The sequence below is a fragment of the Xanthomonas populi genome, assembly GCF_002940065.1.
GTDB classification, from domain to species: Bacteria; Pseudomonadota; Gammaproteobacteria; order Xanthomonadales; family Xanthomonadaceae; genus Xanthomonas; species Xanthomonas populi.
Map to the genome: position 1 here is coordinate 1 of NZ_MDEJ01000052.1, position 17,341 is coordinate 17,341.

Below are 17,341 nucleotides of genomic sequence, written 5' to 3' on the forward strand. Positions count from 1 at the left end.
TCATGTCTGTCGTTCTCCGCTGGCAGGGCGTCAAGTCAATGATGGCAGATTGCTGGGGTTTTTAGAGGCTCCTTTGATTTGTTGCGGTGTCATATTTTACGGTGAAATCAAATTTCAACCCACTACCCCAATCATAGGAGTAAGAGGCATTTAATCCCGAAATTTAAAATTGATCCGTGCTCATCGCCAGGGAGTAGCTGCTCCCATTCCAGGTAAAACTGCCGCTCCCCGCCAGGTTCCAGCTGCCATCCGTTAAATTTACGCTCTGCGAAACGTTAAAGGCGAGGTTATGATCTGGATTGATCCAGCTCTGCGACGCTTTAGCAATTCCGCTACCATCCAGCTCCGCAGAATCTTTGTACTCCCAACTTTCTCCGGTAACCGTCTCAGCGCCCCCGTTCCCGCCACCACCTCCCCCGCCAGTTGGGGGCGGGGGACTTTCTGGTGGCAGCGAAGGAGGGAAAGTCGGTGATTCAGAGGGAGGATTCACCACAATCGGCGGGATGTCCGTAGGTGGTTCACTTGGGTCGACATCTGCTGCAGCGGCTGCACCTGCTACAAGCTGCAATTCATCCTTAGTGAGTTCTCTCATCACAACTTCCTTTTGTTAGTAGATGGCCTGCCGTCTTGATCGCTATTCCTGCTGATGCATGTAAAGGAGAAGCAGATCAGCATCAGGTAGTTTAGGTAGCTTCACTGTACATGACATTCACTTCGCGCAAGACTACTTTCATATCTGTAAATATATCATTAATCTATTGTCGAAATAATGTTTAAAACGCTATCCAGAAGCAAATGTAACTGAAGAGATGCACGAAGGCATATCGGTCGGAAATGCAGCGGGTGAACTGAGTGCCTTTGTCCGTCAGAACCGTATGCGGGGTGTAGGGCACCGCCTGGATGGGATTACGCAGGAACTGTGCGGCAACCAGCTTGTTGGCCGAGGAATGGAGTTCGGTGAGCGCAAACTTGGACGTTCTGTCGATGGTCACGAACGGATAGAGTTTGCCCTGGGCCGTCTGCAGCTCTGCGATGTCGATATGAAAGTAACCAATCGGATAGCTTTGCTTACCACGCCAGTACGCACAGGCGCCCCTGCACAGACCTGACCGGCGTCGGCATTGGCGCTGCGCGGTTGCCGGGCTATATCAGCAACGCCTGCAGCGATGCCCGCTCCAACTGCGCGTACAGCGCAAACTCGTCGTGCACCTGCGCGCCCAATGCCTGCTCGAAACTGCGCTTGCTAGAATGTGCAGCGTAGGCGCGTTGTTCGGCGCCACCGAGATTGGACTGGAAGATGCCCGCCGCGCTCACCGGCAAAAAATCTTCGTAGATGATCGGGTCGGCGCTGACCAGGCCAAGTGCGATCGCCGTTTCTGCCGGCATCGCGGCCACCTGTGCTGGATCGGCGCGGCCGGCGTCGGTCAACGCGTAGCGGAAATAGCCAAGGCCTTCCTGACGCAGTAACGCTTCGTCGTCGGGAAACGCCACAAACGCAGTCTGCAGCCGCGTGGCGTAATCGGCGCCGGTGCTGCCCGCACCATCGCTGTCGCGTGCCTGCGCCAGTAGCGCGTCGTACAGCGCACGGCCCTTGGGCGTCAGTGCGAGCCCGCGCTGTTCGATCTCACCGAAGCGCGCAGTATGCGTGCCGTGCTGGGCCTGCCCACTGTCGCCGACAAAGCGCACCGGCTCTTCCAGTGCCTTGAAGCTGGTCTGGCGCAGCAGGATCGGCACACGCCGACGCGGCGGGCCTTCGATCACCGCTTTGGCATCGATGCCGGCGCGCTGCATCTGCGCCTGCGCCGCGTCGATATCCAGCGTGCGCGGGGTGAGGTGGTTGATATGCGGGCCGTGGAAACTCACCACATCGGCGATCAACTTGTGCGCCTCGCTCAGCGCGCGATAGGTCGGCAGCGACACCGTGGCATCGCCATGCCAACGGAAGGTTTCCAGCGCTTGCGCCACGAACTGCTGCGCCTGCGTCGCCTCCAGCCCGCCGTGACGCTCGTGCTGTTCGATCAAGTCCAGCGCGCCGGCGGTGAAAATCTGCCGCTGCTGCAGGATCTGTTCGGCCTGCGCACGCAGCGCGGCGTCTTCGATCAATTCCAGCCGCAGCAGCGAGGTGAACACGCGGAACGGATTGACCGACAGCGCCGCATCGTCGATCGGGCGGAACGCAGTGGAATGCACAGGCACCCCGGCCACCGACAGGTCGTAATACCCCACCGGATGCATGCCCATCACCGCAAACAGCCGGCGTAGCGTGGCCAGTTCCTGCGCGGTGCCGACCCGGATGGCACCGTGGCGTTCCAGATCCAGCCGCGCGCGCTCATCGTTGCGCTGCAAGCGCGCAGCCAGGAGGGGATCGGCGCTCAGGGTGCCGGCGTTGACCTGCGCCACCAGCGTCATCAGGTCGCCATACAACGGCACCTCGGCGCGATACATATCCGACATCGCCTGCGCGAACAGGCTGCGGATCTGATCGGGGGAGACAAACACGGTATCGCGCATGGACTGGCCTTGGCAGAGCCGGCCAACGCCAGCGTTGCGGCATTCTCGCCGACTGCGCCCTGCGGCGACCAGCTGCACGGCAGCATGCGGGCAAGCGCGTTGGCGTGCAGACAGTCGCGCGGTATGGCGACTGCGTACGCCTTGCCACGCCAGAGCGTGTGATGCCGTTCTGGGATGAGATGCGTTGGGGTTGTCAGCGGTGCGGAGCCGGCGCTGCGTGGCGCCGGCTTGGCCGGCCCGCCAAGGCAAGCCACGCGGCGCAGACCTCCGTGCCGCTGACGGCCGACCCATTCGGGAGGTTCAGCGTGCACGACACGCGCTAAAGCCCGGCCTGCGCCGCTGCCGCGTCCGCTTCGCTGGCCTGGCGTGCGGCCTCCAGCCGTTGCGCACGGTCGCCGAGCTGGCGACGCAACAGCGCATCCAGCGTGATCGGCCGCTCCCAGCGGTCGTAGCTGGCGACGATGGCATGTCGCAACGCACGCATGTGCACGCTGTCCGGGCTGGCCGAAAGCCGCGTGATCACGCCTTGCCAGCCATCGTAATGATCGCGGCTGTAGGCACGCACAGCGTCGCGACAGGACACGTGCAGCGTCTGCGCCCAGACACAGGCGAAATAGAGATCCCCGGCATGCCAGCCATGCACCTGCAGCAGCGCCTGCACATAGCCGCGCGGTGTGCCGGTATAGCGCGCCACTTCGGCGATAAAGCTGTCCGGATAGCGCTGCGCATAGTTGCCCATATCGGCCAGATGCTGGTCTACCCAGGCATCGCCGGTGCCGGGGGTCACCGAAGGCGCCGCCGGCTCTGCCACCGCGCCGGACGCTGACGCGGTGGCAGGCGAGGTTTGCGCGGTCGCCAACATCGGCAACAGCAACAGCAACGCCATCGGCAATGGCAGAGATCGCAACAGGGAAGTCCGCAATAAACGCATACGCCGATGATGCCGCATGCCTGCGCCGGTGTCAGGCCTAGCGCAGATCCAGCGCCCATGACAACCGTGGCGAGCAGTTGTCAGGCAAGAAGCACGGCGCACCCAGATTCGGAATGGCAATGGTGCATGCCGCACCGGGCATCGGCCGATGCCTGCCTGGCGGTGAGCGCAGCAGGCTCGATCGCCGCGCTTAGCGCAATATGTCGCGCGGCAGTCTTGCCCAACACGTCACCGGTCTTGGTATTGAACGCTGCGTACAACGACAGCGTGCCGTGCCGGAAATCTCGAAACCATGGCGCTCGGCGCGACCCGGTGACAGCCGCAAGACAGCATCCGTATCCAACCGCTTGCGCCAGCGGTTGATGTACCTGTCGCCGCAATCGAGCTTGGCGCGGCTCTCAGCCCACGTCATCCCCTCGGCCAGCAGAAGAATCAGCTGTGCGTGCCGCGCAGAAATCCGCGCGACCATTGTGCGCGTTCGCTTGTCGCAGCAGGTCGTATCGTTCGTTCTCGGTCCGTTTCATCGCGCACTCGTTACTGTATCTGTGCGCCTTCAGCGTTGGCGCGTTTCTCAATCGCCGGATAGGTCTCGTCCAGCCGCGCCTGTACCGCTTCAGGACGCCGCTCGTCCGCTTTCTTGATCGGCTTTTGCGGCGTAAACCCGCACCGGGCGAGGTAGGTGCCCACGCCCCGCACCGATAGCGTCATGCTGCACTCCTGTTCAATCAATTGCGTCACAGCGGCGCGATTCCACAGCGCAAACTCCATCTTCACCTGCTCCGGTCGCTGATCGCAGATGATCCGCTGGATGCTCGCCTCCTGGGCTGGGCTCAACGCGCGACCCTGACCAGCAGCCCTGTCGCGTCGGCTCGGCTTGATCCCCGCCAACCCGCCTGACGCGTCACCATCGATCGCGCGACGCACTGTCGGAGACGACGGACCGGTCAGCTTGACGATCTGCATCACACCATGACCAAGGCGATGCAGGTAGACCAGTAGGAAGCGGTGCAGGCGTCATCGCTGGGACGCCCGCCGATGGACACCAGCCGCAATGCCGGCGCATGGGCAACGGTCAGCCTGGAAAGATCCGTTCGGTAAAACGGTCACCGGCGCCGATCAACTGGTCGCGGCGCCTGCCCGGTTGCCTCAGCTCTTTGCCGGTGGCGGGCTGACGTACTTCTCGCGGCGGATCTGCACGTTCGGCAGGCCGGCTGCTTTCAACGCTTCGACGCAGCTGTCCACCATGTCCGGATTGCCGCACAGGTAAGCGATGTCGCCTTGCGCATCGGGCACGCATTCGGCCAGCTGCTGCTGCACGTAACCGTGCCGCACATCGGCATGCGGCTGCTCAGGCAGCTCGCGCGAGAAGCACGGCACGTAGCGGAACTGAGGGTGCGCATCAGCAAACGCGCGCAAGTCATCGCCGTACAACAGTTCGGCTGGCGTGCGTGCGCCCTGCAACAGCACCACCTGCACGCCGCGGGTGGCGATCGCCTCGGCCAGCAACGGCAGCATCGAGCGGTACGGGGTGACGCCGGTACCGGTGGCGATCAGCACATAGCGCCGGTTGTGATCGTTTGGCGGCAGGCAGAAGCGGCCGTATGGCCCGCTGGCCTGCAGCTGGTCGCCGATCTGCAGGCTCTCGAACAGCGCGGTGGCCGAGCCGCCCGGCACGAAGCTCACCGCGATATCCACCGCCTCGCCCGGCCCGAACGCGTGGTCGTGGATGGTCGCCAGCGAATAGCTGCGCTTGGTCGGGGTGCCATCGGCGCTGTTGAAATGGATCTGGATGAACTGCCCGGGCTTGAAATCCAGCGGCTGCCCGTCGTCACGCAGAAACTGGCAGTGGGCCACGGTGGGCGCAATCATGCGCCGGTCGACAAGCTTGAGGGGGAATTGAACAGGCACGAAAGTATTTAGGACAGTCTGTGAGCGGGGCAAGCCCCCACGGGCTTCTATAATAACGGGCTGCAACTCGCTGCGCCGTCACGCTGACGCGAAGGAACATCTTGAATTCTCCATCTCCCATCACCGCACCCGCGCTGCGTGTGTGCGATCTGCGCAAGACCTACGACAACGGCACCCAGGCGCTCAAGGGGGTGTCGCTGGACGTAGCGCCCGGCGATTTCTTCGCCCTGCTCGGCCCCAACGGCGCCGGCAAATCCACCCTGATCGGCATCATCAGCTCGCTGGTGAACCTGTCCGCCGGCCAGGTGGAAGTGTTCGGCACCGACCTGGTCGGCCATCGCAGCGATGCGATGCGCCTGATCGGCCTGGTGCCGCAGGAGGTCAACTTCAACCTGTTCGAAAAACCGTTCGACATCCTGGTCAACTACGCCGGTTTCTACGGCATGCCGCGCGCCGAGGCCGAGCGGTTGGCAGAAGCGGAGCTGCGCCGCTCGCACCTGTGGGAAAAGGCCCAGGTGATGAGCCGCACGCTGTCCGGCGGCATGAAACGCCGGCTGATGATCGCCCGCGCCATGATGACCCAGCCACGCCTGCTGATCCTGGACGAGCCCTCCGCCGGCGTCGACATCGAGATCCGCCGCGACATGTGGCGCGTGCTCAAAGAAATCAACGCGGCCGGCACCACCATTATTTTGACCACGCATTACCTGGAAGAAGCCGAGCACCTGTGCCGCAACCTGGCCATCATCAACCACGGCCAGATCGTCACTCAGGGGCCGATGCGCGAGCTGCTGGCCAAGCTCGATGTGGAAGGCTTTTTGTTCGATATCGACGGCGCGCTGCCGGCGCAATTGCCGGTCATCGAAGGCACCACGCTCACCGCCATCGACGGCCACACGCTGGACCTGGACATGCCGCGCGCGATGGACCTCAACCGCGTGTTCGCCACACTCGGCAGCGCCGGCATCCGGGTGCGCTCGATGCGCACCAAGAGCAATCGGCTGGAAGAGCTGTTTGTCAGGTTGACCGGCGATGTCCAGGCGCCCGTCAATGCAACCGCCACAACAACCACGCCTCCCGCGCCTAACGGCACACCGCCAACGCAGCCGCGCAGCGGAGGCCAGCCATGAACGAGATCCGCACCGCGACCGCATCCACCAACGCACGCCGCAACTGGATTGCGCTGGGCACCATCGTGCGCCGCGAAGTGCAGCGCATCCTGCGCATCTGGGGCCAGACCCTGGTGCCGCCGGCCATCACCATGACGCTGTACTTTTTGATCTTCGGCGGGCTGATCGGCTCGCGCGTGGGCGAGATGGGCGGCTACAGCTACATGCAGTTCATCGTGCCGGGCCTGGTGATGATGAGCGTGATCCAGAATAGCTACGGCAACATCTCCTCCAGCTTCTTCGGCGCCAAGTTCGGCCGCCATGTGGAAGAGCTGCTGGTCAGTCCGATGCCCAACTGGGTGATCCTGTGGGGTTACGTGTCCGGCGCGGTGCTGCGTGGGGTGATGGTCGGCGCGCTGGTGCTGATCATTGCGATGTTCTTCACCCCGGTGCGCATCCCGCATCCGCTGGTCACGCTGAGCACGGTGGTGCTGGGCGCGGTCATCTTTTCGTTGGCCGGCTTCGTCAACGCGGTGTACGCCAAGAAGTTCGACGACGTGGCGATCGTGCCGACCTTCATCCTGACCCCGCTGACCTATCTGGGCGGCGTGTTCTATTCGGTGAAGCTGCTGCCGCCGTGGGCCGAAGCGGCCACCCACGCCAACCCGATCTTCTACATGGTCAACGCCTTCCGCTATGGCCTGCTCGGCAGCTCGGACGTGCCGATCTGGGTGGCCTACGCGCTGATGCTGGGCTTTGTCGCGGTGCTCAGCGCACTGGCGCTGTGGTTGCTGCGCCGTGGTGTGGGTTTGCGGAGCTGATATGGATCGCAAGCATGTGACGCAGAGCGTGGAGGGCTATTCGCATGCGCTTCTCGCGCATGCAGCACGCTCTTTTCTCGATAGAAGCGAAGATACTTCTGAGCAAGAACCTAACCATTATGCGTTGGGCGCGATGATGATGTGCTGCTTCGCGTTGGAGGCCTACTTCAATCAACTCGGGCATGCGCTGCACCAACATCAAATGCTTCGAAGTTTTCAAGATATCAAGGATTTCGAGCGCCTTGCGCCTGATCGAAAATTTTTATGCCTGATTAGCGCGCTGCATAGTCAGGTGCAAAACATCCCACATGCATGGGTGAATGAGGTGTTCCGCTTTCGTAACAATGTGGCACACGCAAAGCCTTATTCGCGAAAAAATGAGAGTAAAAATTGGAAAGAGTCAAGGCCACTTATCCCCAACACTGATCCACCCTGGGCTAGGCGGGCAACACCGAAAGAAGCGCGTCGATTCGTGGAAAATATGGAGAAAATCATCAACCATATTAATGAAGCTAGCTTTCGAAAGCTAGGCCATGATTTCCAAATAAATATCTTTGGCCAGGGTAGTCAGATCTATTGACCCAAACAAAAGGCCCGGCGATTCCGCCAGAGCCTGATGCCGACCGAGAATCCCCGATCCGGTCGCGATCTTACCATCCTGCCCGACACGCCCCAACCATCAAGCTGAACGGAGATTCCGATGCATATCCTCATCCTCGGCGCCGGTGGCACCGGCGGCTATTTCGGCGGGCGTCTGGCGCAGGCCGGGGTCGATGTCACCTTCCTGGTACGCGATGCGCGGGCGGCGCAGCTGCAGGCCGATGGCTTACGCATTCGCAGCCCGCTCGGCGATGCGGATCTGCCGGTGGCGCAGGTCACCGCGCAGGCGTTGCCCGCCTTGGTGGCGCAGCGGCCGTTCGATCTGGTGATCTTCAGCTGCAAGGCCTACGACCTGGACAGCGCGATCGAGGCGATTGCGCCGGCGGTGGGCGAGCGCACCATGGTATTGCCGATCCTCAACGGCCTGCGGCATTACGCGGCGCTGGACGAACGTTTCGGTGCGGCGCGCGTGCTGGGCGGGCTGTGTTTCATCAGCGCCACCAAGGGCGAGCAGGGCGAGATTCTGCATCTGGGCAAGCCGGCAGCGATGACCTTCGGCGAGCGCGATGGCAATGTCGCGTCCGCGCGGGTGCAGGCGTTTGCTGCGGCCTGCGCGCAGGCCGGCATCGATCATGTGGCCAGCGAGCAGATCGCGCAGGAGCAATGGATCAAGTACAGCTTCCTCACCGCGCTGGCGGCGTCCACCTGTCTGATGCGCGCGCCGGTCGGGGCGATCGTCGCCACCGACGATGGACGTGCGTTGATCAACGGCTTGTACAACGAATGCCTGTGGGCCGCCGATGCGGCCGGGCAGCCGATTCCGGAAAGCGCGCGCGCCAAAGCGTTGCAGACGCTGTTGCAGGTCGATTCGCCGTTGAAGGCCTCGATGCTGCGCGATCTGGAAGCCGGCCAGGATGTGGAGGCGGCGCAGATCGTTGGCGACATGCTGAAGCGGGTGCGCGAGACCGGCCGCAATGCGCCGCTGCTGATGGCGGCCAATGTGCATCTGCAGGCGTATCAGGTGTTGCGGCATAGCTGATGTTGAGTGGGGTGCGTGCGGTGGGGGTGCGTGCGAACCGTCCCCAACCGCCCTGCGGGCACCTTCCCCAAGTGGGGGGAAGGGTTGTGAGCGATCAAGTTTGCTGTGTCGAGGTGGCATTGCGCATGGCTGCGTGTGATGCGATGCCGCGCACGACGCGCGTCGAAGATCAGCATTGCCACTGCCTTCGCGCGGCAACGACGCGGTGCACACGATGCTCTTCAGCCCCTCGCCCGCCGTGCTCGCCATGAAGCTGCTCAGCCACCTGTTCCGTGCCGGTCACCTGGTGATTCTGGCGTTCTTCGTGCTGTGCGCGGCGGGTCTGGTGGCGATGGCTGGGTTGGAGTTGTGGCATGGCTTTACGCCCGGCGGCGACATGGTGGTGCGCGATCGCTTCAACGTGGTGCTGGAGGCGATCGGCATGCTCACCGTGGCGCTGGTCACGCTGGAACTGGGCCAGACCATCTTCGAAGAAGAGATCCTGCGCGATGTCAAAATCAGCGGCCCCACGCGTGTGCGGCGCTATCTGTCGCGCTTTTTCGTGGTGATCGTGATTGCGCTGGCGATCGAGACGCTGGTGTCGATCTTCGAGCTGATGCACGACGACCCCGCCAAGCTGCCGTACGCAGCTGCCGTTGGCATGTGCGCGGCGCTGCTGCTGATCGCCTGGGGCGTGTTCGTCAAACTCAACCGCAGTGCCGAAGAGCTGGAGCCCGAGGCGATGGAAGAAACCAAGCGCGAGGACCGCGAGGTGCAGGAGTAAGCAAGTCGCGCGCGGCCGCATGGCTTTGCGCTACACCGGTCGACAGAGCCGTCAGTATTTTTGCTCAGGGTCGTGCGCTAGCAGGCGCCGCTGACCCCGGCGCAATCAAGCGCATCGCCTCGGCGGATTCTTCCCCGCTGCGCTCCGGATCCGTGTCGACCAACGCGATCGCCGGTCGGCGCTCACGGCGCGACAGCAGGGTGATCCATCCGGCCTTGATCGTGGTGATGCTGCCCGCCGGGTCGCCGCGACCGACCTCACGGCCACTGCTGCGTGGCTGGTCGGCGGCGATGTCCTGCGCGAGCTCGGCGACCACGCCACGCACCTTGACACGATCGCCCGTGCGCACACGCGTGCCCATGCGCATGGTGTACTCGCTCTCACCGGGTACACCGATTCCGGTGTCATCGCCCTGATCGAGCACGAACACGGCATCGGAGGTCGCGTCCACGCCATCGCCTTCGTCCTGTACAAACCAGCCCACCACCTTGCCGCGATTGCCATCGCCCAGGGTTTCGGCAAGCTCCTGGCCCATCTCGTCGGTATCGCCCGCCAGGCTGCGGGTCACGATGCCTTCAATGGCCACCTTTCGCCCAAGCAGCGCACTGGTGTCACCGCTGCCCTGGATGCGACCGATCAGCACGCGATCCGGATCCATCGGCTGGACGGCCCGGTCACTCTCGGCCGGCAGCGGCACGCGGCACGCACCTAGCAGCAAGGTCATCATCAGCACCGCCATCCAGCGCGGCGCGCGGATCCTTCGCATCGCATGACGTCCCTATGAGAAAGAGGTCGAGTCTACCGCGCGTACCATTGCCGCCCACCGCAACCGACTCGGTCCTGCGGCGCAGGCAACGGCGGCACCATCGTCGGCTTGCCATCGTCACCAAGCGCAATCATGACGACGTGTCCGCGCGTGCACAGTTCGCGCGCACCGCTGAGCAGGTCCTCGGCGATCAGTTCCACTTTCACCTTGATCGAACTGCGCCCCACCGACACCACGCGTGCGATGGTTTCCGCCATCTGGCCCTGGCGGATCGGCCGTTTGAAATCTACCTGATCCGAGCGCGCGGTCACCATCCACGCCGCGCATAGCGCGAGGCCGCCAGGATTGCCGCCTTGTCCATCCACGCCAGCGCCTGGCCGCCGAACAGCGTGCCCATGTAGTTGGTGTGGTTGGGAAACACGATCTCGACCATGCGCACTTCGGTCGGGGGAGGCGTCTGCGGGCTATCTGACATGCGGGTTTCCAAAGAGGGGGATGTGCGGCCACGATCTTCGATGACGTGCATCGAAGATGGTTTACATCGACGACTCAGAGGCTGCTCTTGACCGCCGTTTCCACCTGCGCCGGCGACTGGAAGCCGGCCAGCCGCGCTACCTCGGCGCCATCCTTAAACAAGGCCAGGGTCGGCGTCTGCCGCAAGCCCAGGCAGCGGAAGAAGTCCTCGCCGACCACTTCCAGCTTCACCTTGAGAAGTGCGACGCCCGCAGCGTCCTCGCTCGCGGCGAACTTGGTCAGCGACATGTCGAGCATCTTGCAGCCAGGGCAATTGTCTTTGTAGTAATCGACCAGCAAGCGCGGATGCGCAGCCAGGGCGGCGACGTAGTCGTCAGGCGTGGAGGCGTGGAGAGTCTGCATGGGGGGATGTCTCTGTACAAGCAAGGATGTGGTCGGTCCAGCGTTGGATCTTGGTGGCGTCGCGTTCGCCGTGGGGCATCTGTTCAATCTCCAGCCGCGGGTACCGCGTGCCGAAGAATGCTGCCATGCGCCGGGCCGCACCGCAGTAGTTCTCTTCGCCCCACTGCGTCTCGCCGGTGCCGAACACCGCCACGCGCTCCGGCTTGCCGACCGCGTTGACGAGCTCTTCTATGAAGCGCTTCATCTCCGGCGGCGTGCGCCCGGCGTTGATGCTCCAGCTGCCGAGGATGTACAGGTCATGCGCGACGCCGTCGGGGCAGGCCTGGGCTAGCGTCTGGATATCGGCATCGATCCAGGTCACCGTATGGCCCAGCTCCTCACAGCGCGCGTGGATCGCACGCGCGACATCGCGCGTGTTGCCGCTGAGCGAGGTGTGGGCGAGGAGGATGCGCATTTGCTCAATGATTAATGGGTTCAGAAAAAATTTTTATTAAACACAATAGCTTGCAGTTGCTCCTGGCTTCTGCGGCTTCTTGGGACCTCGGCGCTGTGCCAAGCGCACTTGACTCTAACGATGGCTGAGCGAAGCTCCGCCTCGAGTTCACTGCCCATCGGCTTTGAACCTATCGAGGTCTCGGCCGCTGAACCCGCGTAGCGAATCAGCGGCCTTTTTTTGCTTGCTATTTGGCTTTGGTAAGCGAACGGACGCATTCTTCGCGAGACCAAGTCGGCGAACTTCGAATCTTTCCTATGCTGCTATCTGCTTGGTAGCACGTGATGAAGTTGGCCTTTAGTACCGAATCTTGCTTGAGTGACAGCGCATCACGACCACGAAATCTTCATAAATCACAGCCACTCGACGAGTGGCGTCAACCTGTCTGGCAGTTTTATCCCAGCCTTGAATTAGAATGGCGTCCGGATGCGTAAGGGTTGCCTGAATCCAGTCGATTCGCTGCGCCCTTACCTCTGAAAAAGTATCCTTCTGCCCATCCCGCCCTGCACTCTCGTAGAACGCGTGGTCAAACTTTTTTGCATCGAAGTAGACTCGGATCTCGTCTGGTGTCTGGATCTTTCCACGGCAGTAGACACGTTCGTTGTGGTGTCGGTATTCGGCTGAAGTTTCGTACTTAACTAAGGGAGGCAACGACATCACCACCCTCCGTTAAGTCGAATCTTGAAGAGGTTGAACTTTTCCTCGCCCTTGCTCGTTGGACCAAGTTCGCGACCCAATGCGCTTTCAATACGGCCAACGACGGTGAACTTCGCAGTGTTAGGCATCAGGGTAGAATTGATCTTGCTACTAGCCGCTCCTAGCAACAAATCACACATCTGAATCAGTACTACTTCGTTAGACGGTAAGGACTGAACACTCTCAATATTGGAGCTCAAGTTTGCTCGCGACAGACACTGGGCGAGGACAGGTAGGCGCTTCGAATCGCGATTGTTATTCGCGTCACAGAAGATTCGATACTCATTAAAATCGAGAATCCAGTGATGAAGAAGCTGGTAGTAGAACTTGTAGAACCCCAGCTCCGCATCATCGTCATGTAGCGAAAGATCAATTTGGGGCCGATCAACCGCAATACATCGAAAACGAAGGTTCTCGCCGTATGCGAAGAAGAGGTCAACCAGTTCTACGTAGAAGTTGCGGCGATTAGGCGCAACCTTGCTCCACTTGATCTCGCCCCAAGCTCCATGTCGTTTTCGAAGGTCGCCAATTCGCGACTTAAGCTCATTCCGAACTTCCTGTGGAAGCCAAAGGCTTCCGATCATGAGGTAACGCGCGCGCGGATTAGCAGACGTTAGGACGTCTGGATTCGCCTCATCGCAGTACACCTCAAATCTCATATGGGTTCGCAGGTAGTTGGAGATATGAGCGGCAGAAATTCTTACAAATCATCAAACCCGTTATCCGAGTTGGTCTTCTTGTAGCTGGCATTGCGCATTTCGAAGAAGTCGGTCTTGGTTTCGGTGAAGTTGTCGGCGTAGGCCTTGATCCACGGCATCACGTTGTCGTTGGCGCCTTCGTACAGCTTCTCGATGCCGAGCATGCCGGCCATCTTGTTGGCGCGGTACTTCACGTAGCGGATCATCTCATCCACGTCGATGCCGTCGATGCCGTCCAACACTTCGGCGGTCCACAGGGTTTCCAGGTCGATCGCGTGCTCGAACGCCTTGTGCACGTAATCGGTGAGCTGGTTGCCTTGCAACGCCTGGTTCTCGCCGATGATGGCGCGGATCAACTCGCTGATGAACTTGGAATGCGCCAGCTCGTCGCGGTTGATGAAGCTGATGATCTTGCCGGTGCCGGTCATGCGGTTCTGGCGGACCAGATTGTAGAAATACGCAAAGCCGGAATAGAAGTTGATGCCTTCCAGGATCGAGGACTGGATCAGCGCGCGGATCAGCGTTTCGGCGGTCTTGTCGCGCAGGAAGTCGTCGTAGGCGCCCATGATCGGCGCGTTGCGCTTGATGATGGTGGGATGCGTGCGCGCGAGCTCGAACACGCGGTTCTGATCGGCCAGGCCGGTGATCGAGGCCAGCACGTAGCTGTAGCTCTCGTTATGGATCACTTCCTGCTGGCCGATGATCGCGGCATTAGCATGCGCGGCCGGGTCGGTGATGTATTCGGCAACGTTGTAGATGAAGCGCGTCTGCGGCGAATCCAGCGTGGCCAGCAAGCCGATGATCGAATCGTAGGCATTCTTCTCGCGCACCGACAGCTCGTTGTACTGGCGCGCGTCGCCCTTCATGTCCACCTCGTCGGGGATCCAGAAGTTGGTCGACAGTTCCTTGTAGGCCCGATAGAAGGACGGGTACGGGATGTCGTTCCAGTTGAGGATGCCGGAGGTCTGGCCATTGATGATGGCGGTGGAGCGATTGGGGTGACGCGGCTCCAGAATCTTGATGCGTTCAAGCGGTGTTGCGGACATGAGTTTCTACTCGTATTTCAGGCGTTGCGCACGTGTGCAGCGCGGCGGCGACAACAAATCGTTCTGGAGGAAAGCCCCCTAAGTCAGGGGGCGCGCCAAAGGGGCGGGGTCTAGAGGCTGATGAAGCAGGGTCCACGGTTCGCGACGCGCACCGTGGAAGCGAAGCGCGAATGCGCTTAGCTACTACACCACTCGCATTCGCTGATGTCGATGTCGTTGGAGCGCACGTAGTACGTTGTCTTCAAGCCTTCGCGCCAGGCGGTCATGTGCAGGTCCAGCAACGTGCTCGCGCGGATGGTGCTGGGCACGTAGAAGTTGAAGCTGATCGACTGGTCGATGTGCCGCTGGCGACGCGCGTTCTGGCGCACGCTGGCGAACTGGTCGACCTTGTAGGCGCCCTTTTCGTAGTACGGCCAGGTGTCCAGCGACAGGCCGGGAGCGGCGACCGGACGACGGAAGTCCTTCTTTTCTTCGTAGTAGAACGCGCTGTAGATCGGGTCGATCGAGGCGGTGGAGCCGGCGATCTGCGCGGTGCTCATGTTCGGTGCCACTGCCAGCATCCAGGCATTGCGCACGCCATTGACCGACACCTGCGCCGACAACTCCAGCCACTGCGGGCTGTTGTAGTCGCGCGCACGGAAGTACTCGCCGGTGTGCCAGTCGCTGCCGCGGAACACGCTGTAGGTGCCCTTTTCCTTGGCCAGCTGCATGCTCGCCTGGATGGTCAGGTAGTTGATGCGCTCGTACAGCTCGTCGCTGTAATCCTCGGCCTCCTTGGCATTCCAATGGATGGACTTCTGCGCCAGCAGGTGATGCCAGCCGAAGGTGCCAAGACCGATGGCGCGGTACTTCTGATTGGTGATGGTGGCCTGCGGCACCGGCAACTGGTTCAGATCGATCACGTTGTCGAGCATGCGCACCTGGATCGGGATCAACCGCTCCAGCACGTCGGCGCCCAGCAGATCGGCCTGGTCGTCCTGCGCGATGATCGCGCGGCCCAGGTTGATCGACGATAGGTTGCATACGACAAAGTCGCCCGCCTTCTTGGTAGTGACGATCTGATTGCCGCTGATGATCTCCTGCATCATCCGCGTGGGGCTCATGTTCTGCAGGATCTCGGTGCACAGGTTGGACGAATAGACCATGCCTTCGTGCTTGTTCGGATTCTTGCGATTGACTTCATCGCGATAGAACATGAACGGGTTACCGGTTTCCAGCTGGCTGACCATGATCCGCTTGAAGATCTCGATCGCCTTGACCGTCTTGCGCGTGATGCGCTCGTCGGCGACGACTTCTTCGTACTTGCGACGGAAGCTGCTGTTGGCGTCGCCCTTCTTCTCGTCATAGAAGTCCTGCAGGTACCAGCCCTTGATCCGCTTCACTTCGTGCGGATCGAACAGATACCAGTCGCCGCGACGCTCGACCGCTTCCATGAACAGGTCGGGGATGCACACCGAGGTGAACACGTCGTGCGCGCGCAGACGCTGGTCGCCATTGTTCAGGCGCAGATCCAGGAACGCTTCGATGTCGCGGTGGAAGATGTCCAGATAGACCGCGATGGCGCCCTTGCGCTGGCCCAGCTGATCCACCGACACGGCGGTATTGTTGAGCTGCTTGATCCACGGCACCACGCCACCGGAGGAATTGGACACGCCGCGGATCGCCGAACCCGACGAACGCACATAGCCCAGATACGCGCCAACGCCGCCGCCGTGCTTGGACACGCGCGCCACGTCGGTATTGGAGTCGTAGATGCCCTGCAGGCTGTCATCGACGGTGTCGATGAAGCAGCTCGACAACTGGCCGCCGACCTTGCCGGCATTGGCAAGCGTGGGCGTGGCCACGGTCATGTACAGGTTGGACAGCGCCCAGTAGGCCTCGCCCACCAGCTGCATGCGGCGCTCGCGGCTGCCCTTGCCGGTGCCGATCTCGTCCTGCATCAGATACAGCGCAATCGTCAGCCAACGCTCCTGCGGCAGCTCGAACACGCCGCGCGAGTTGTCGGTGGCCAGGTAACGGGTAGCCAGCAGGTACAGGCCGTTGTAAGCGAACAAGGTATCGCGCTCGGGCGCGATCATCTTGCCGGCTTCGATCAGCTCGTCCTTGGAGTAGCGGCGCAGGATGTCGTTGGAATAGACATTGCGGTCGGCCAGGCTCTCCTGCAGGCCGACGAACGAGCCGTACTTCTGGCTGGCGTCATAGAAACGGTTGCGGCTGGCGCGCTTGTACAGGCGGCGTAGGTACAGACGCGCAGCGAAGTGCTCCCACTCCGGGGTGGTCAGATCGACGCGGGCCTCGGCCTCGCGGATCAGATGGTCGACCAGGTCGTCGGCGTTGACGCTGTCCTTGCGGTCCACGAAGCCGAACACCGAGCGCTTGTAGTCGGCCACGTCCAGCTGCGGGAATTCGGCATGGATCTGGTCGATGGCGCGCTCCAGGCGCTCCGGCTCGAACGGAATCTTGCGATTGCCGGCTTCCTTGGTGATCCAGGTAGCGACGGTTTGTTCTTCGATGGTCTGTGCGTGCATTGCAATGGCTTGGCGGGGAGGCGGCACAACATCAGACGGATCGGTCGATTCAGGCGCGCCGTAACCAGGCGTGCTGACACTGGCGGGACCGCTGGTGGTGGCTGGGGTAGCGGCGGCGATCGCGGCAAGGGTGTCGTTGGTGGTCATGCGTCCTCCATATGTGGGGCACATTTCCCATCTTTGTTGATGGGAGCCAACCATGGCGTTTGCTGGAGGAGGCGTCGGCAGGCAAAAAACTTTGTCTGCATGCGCTGTACCGGCCTAGCTACCGCCCAGTTTGGCACCACGCGTTGTGCATACGCGCAGCCAGTCGACATCACGGCAGATTGCAGTAACGCATATCACTCGAAGGCGACTTCAACTCCACTCCAGAGCCAAAAAACTTCGCTCGCTGCAGCGTCGCAAAATCGGACCAACGCCGACCAAGCCACAAGATAGTGTGGTGCTGACCAGGGGTCAATAACTACATGTAGAAATTGGTGGCATGCACTGATGTTGCTGGGTTCTATTTTTTTGTCGCAACAACGATTCGGTTAGATGCTCAAAATTGATGCGC

The 17,341-nt window shown here is 61.5% G+C and carries 17 protein-coding genes and 2 pseudogenes; 5 read left to right on the forward strand and 14 right to left on the reverse strand.

Annotated elements, in window-relative coordinates; genetic code table 11:
- Window positions 1–163: 163 nt before the first annotated feature.
- The 6 genes and pseudogenes from XpopCFBP1817_RS22885 to XpopCFBP1817_RS10210 form a co-directional block, all read right to left on the reverse strand.
- Window positions 164–592: a hypothetical protein gene (locus XpopCFBP1817_RS22885; RefSeq protein ID WP_244171129.1), complete on the reverse strand. Its 429-nt coding sequence runs from the start codon at window positions 590–592 to the stop codon at window positions 164–166.
- A gap of 199 nt (window positions 593–791) precedes the next feature.
- Window positions 792–1,067, reverse strand: a pseudogene (locus XpopCFBP1817_RS10185) (DDE-type integrase/transposase/recombinase); the annotation flags it as partial.
- A gap of 76 nt (window positions 1,068–1,143) precedes the next feature.
- Window positions 1,144–2,511: a 2-oxoadipate dioxygenase/decarboxylase HglS gene (gene hglS, locus XpopCFBP1817_RS10190; protein WP_128417045.1), complete on the reverse strand. Its 1,368-nt coding sequence runs from the start codon at window positions 2,509–2,511 to the stop codon at window positions 1,144–1,146.
- Between the two features lie 319 nt (window positions 2,512–2,830).
- Window positions 2,831–3,460 carry a hypothetical protein gene (locus XpopCFBP1817_RS10195; RefSeq protein WP_128417046.1) on the reverse strand — a complete coding sequence of 210 codons (630 nt, stop codon included), beginning with the start codon at window positions 3,458–3,460 and terminating at the stop codon, window positions 2,831–2,833.
- 516 nt (window positions 3,461–3,976) lie between these two features.
- A complete protein-coding gene (locus XpopCFBP1817_RS23990) occupies window positions 3,977–4,453 on the reverse strand; it encodes a winged helix-turn-helix domain-containing protein (protein WP_425479100.1) in 477 nt (158 codons plus the stop codon).
- A 135-nt stretch (window positions 4,454–4,588) separates the two neighbouring features.
- On the reverse strand, window positions 4,589–5,416 hold the full coding sequence (locus XpopCFBP1817_RS10210; protein ID WP_167393897.1) for a ferredoxin--NADP reductase: 828 nt from the start codon (window positions 5,414–5,416) through the stop codon (window positions 4,589–4,591).
- Between the two features lie 35 nt (window positions 5,417–5,451).
- On the opposite strand from XpopCFBP1817_RS10210, the gene XpopCFBP1817_RS10215 reads away from it, so the two are divergent.
- The 5 genes from XpopCFBP1817_RS10215 to XpopCFBP1817_RS10235 all read left to right on the forward strand — a co-directional run bounded on the left by XpopCFBP1817_RS10215 (window position 5,452) and on the right by XpopCFBP1817_RS10235 (window position 9,682).
- Window positions 5,452–6,480, forward strand: coding sequence for an ABC transporter ATP-binding protein (locus XpopCFBP1817_RS10215; RefSeq protein WP_244171130.1), 1,029 nt, complete (start codon window positions 5,452–5,454; stop codon window positions 6,478–6,480).
- Window positions 6,477–7,280 (forward strand): ABC transporter permease, encoded by an 804-nt coding sequence (locus tag XpopCFBP1817_RS10220; RefSeq protein WP_128417049.1) that lies wholly within the window; start codon window positions 6,477–6,479, stop codon window positions 7,278–7,280. Before XpopCFBP1817_RS10215 ends, XpopCFBP1817_RS10220 begins: the two co-directional genes overlap by 4 nt.
- Before the next feature lies 1 nt (window position 7,281).
- Entirely contained in the window at window positions 7,282–7,860 is a 579-nt protein-coding gene (locus XpopCFBP1817_RS10225) for a hypothetical protein (RefSeq protein WP_128417050.1), read from the forward strand.
- A 120-nt stretch (window positions 7,861–7,980) separates the two neighbouring features.
- Window positions 7,981–8,919, forward strand: coding sequence for a 2-dehydropantoate 2-reductase (panE, locus tag XpopCFBP1817_RS10230; protein ID WP_128417051.1), 939 nt, complete (start codon window positions 7,981–7,983; stop codon window positions 8,917–8,919).
- 247 nt (window positions 8,920–9,166) lie between these two features.
- A complete protein-coding gene (locus tag XpopCFBP1817_RS10235; RefSeq protein WP_167393899.1) occupies window positions 9,167–9,682 on the forward strand; it encodes a hypothetical protein in 516 nt (171 codons plus the stop codon).
- Between the two features lie 64 nt (window positions 9,683–9,746).
- Here the strand turns inward: XpopCFBP1817_RS10235 and XpopCFBP1817_RS10240 are convergent, their stop codons facing one another.
- The 8 genes and pseudogenes from XpopCFBP1817_RS10240 to XpopCFBP1817_RS10280 form a co-directional block, all read right to left on the reverse strand.
- On the reverse strand, window positions 9,747–10,448 hold the full coding sequence (locus tag XpopCFBP1817_RS10240; RefSeq protein ID WP_167393898.1) for a single stranded DNA-binding domain-containing protein: 702 nt from the start codon (window positions 10,446–10,448) through the stop codon (window positions 9,747–9,749).
- A 32-nt stretch (window positions 10,449–10,480) separates the two neighbouring features.
- Window positions 10,481–10,923: pseudogene (locus tag XpopCFBP1817_RS10245) on the reverse strand (acyl-CoA thioesterase).
- Between the two features lie 74 nt (window positions 10,924–10,997).
- Window positions 10,998–11,324, reverse strand: a complete 327-nt coding sequence (locus XpopCFBP1817_RS10250; protein ID WP_128417052.1) for a thioredoxin family protein — start codon at window positions 11,322–11,324, stop codon at window positions 10,998–11,000.
- Window positions 11,296–11,778: a flavodoxin gene (locus XpopCFBP1817_RS10255; RefSeq protein ID WP_128417053.1), complete on the reverse strand. Its 483-nt coding sequence runs from the start codon at window positions 11,776–11,778 to the stop codon at window positions 11,296–11,298. The genes XpopCFBP1817_RS10250 and XpopCFBP1817_RS10255 overlap by 29 nt, the downstream gene beginning before the upstream one ends.
- A 336-nt stretch (window positions 11,779–12,114) precedes the next feature.
- A complete protein-coding gene (locus XpopCFBP1817_RS10260) occupies window positions 12,115–12,474 on the reverse strand; it encodes a hypothetical protein (protein WP_244171131.1) in 360 nt (119 codons plus the stop codon).
- Window positions 12,474–13,172 (reverse strand): DUF3800 domain-containing protein, encoded by a 699-nt coding sequence (locus XpopCFBP1817_RS10265; protein WP_128417054.1) that lies wholly within the window; start codon window positions 13,170–13,172, stop codon window positions 12,474–12,476. The genes XpopCFBP1817_RS10260 and XpopCFBP1817_RS10265 overlap by 1 nt, the downstream gene beginning before the upstream one ends.
- 41 nt (window positions 13,173–13,213) lie before the next feature.
- Window positions 13,214–14,257 carry a ribonucleotide-diphosphate reductase subunit beta gene (locus XpopCFBP1817_RS10270; RefSeq protein WP_128417055.1) on the reverse strand — a complete coding sequence of 348 codons (1,044 nt, stop codon included), beginning with the start codon at window positions 14,255–14,257 and terminating at the stop codon, window positions 13,214–13,216.
- Between the two features lie 176 nt (window positions 14,258–14,433).
- Window positions 14,434–16,932: a ribonucleoside-diphosphate reductase subunit alpha gene (locus tag XpopCFBP1817_RS10280; RefSeq protein ID WP_128417056.1), complete on the reverse strand. Its 2,499-nt coding sequence runs from the start codon at window positions 16,930–16,932 to the stop codon at window positions 14,434–14,436.
- Between the last annotated feature and the right edge of the window lie 409 nt (window positions 16,933–17,341).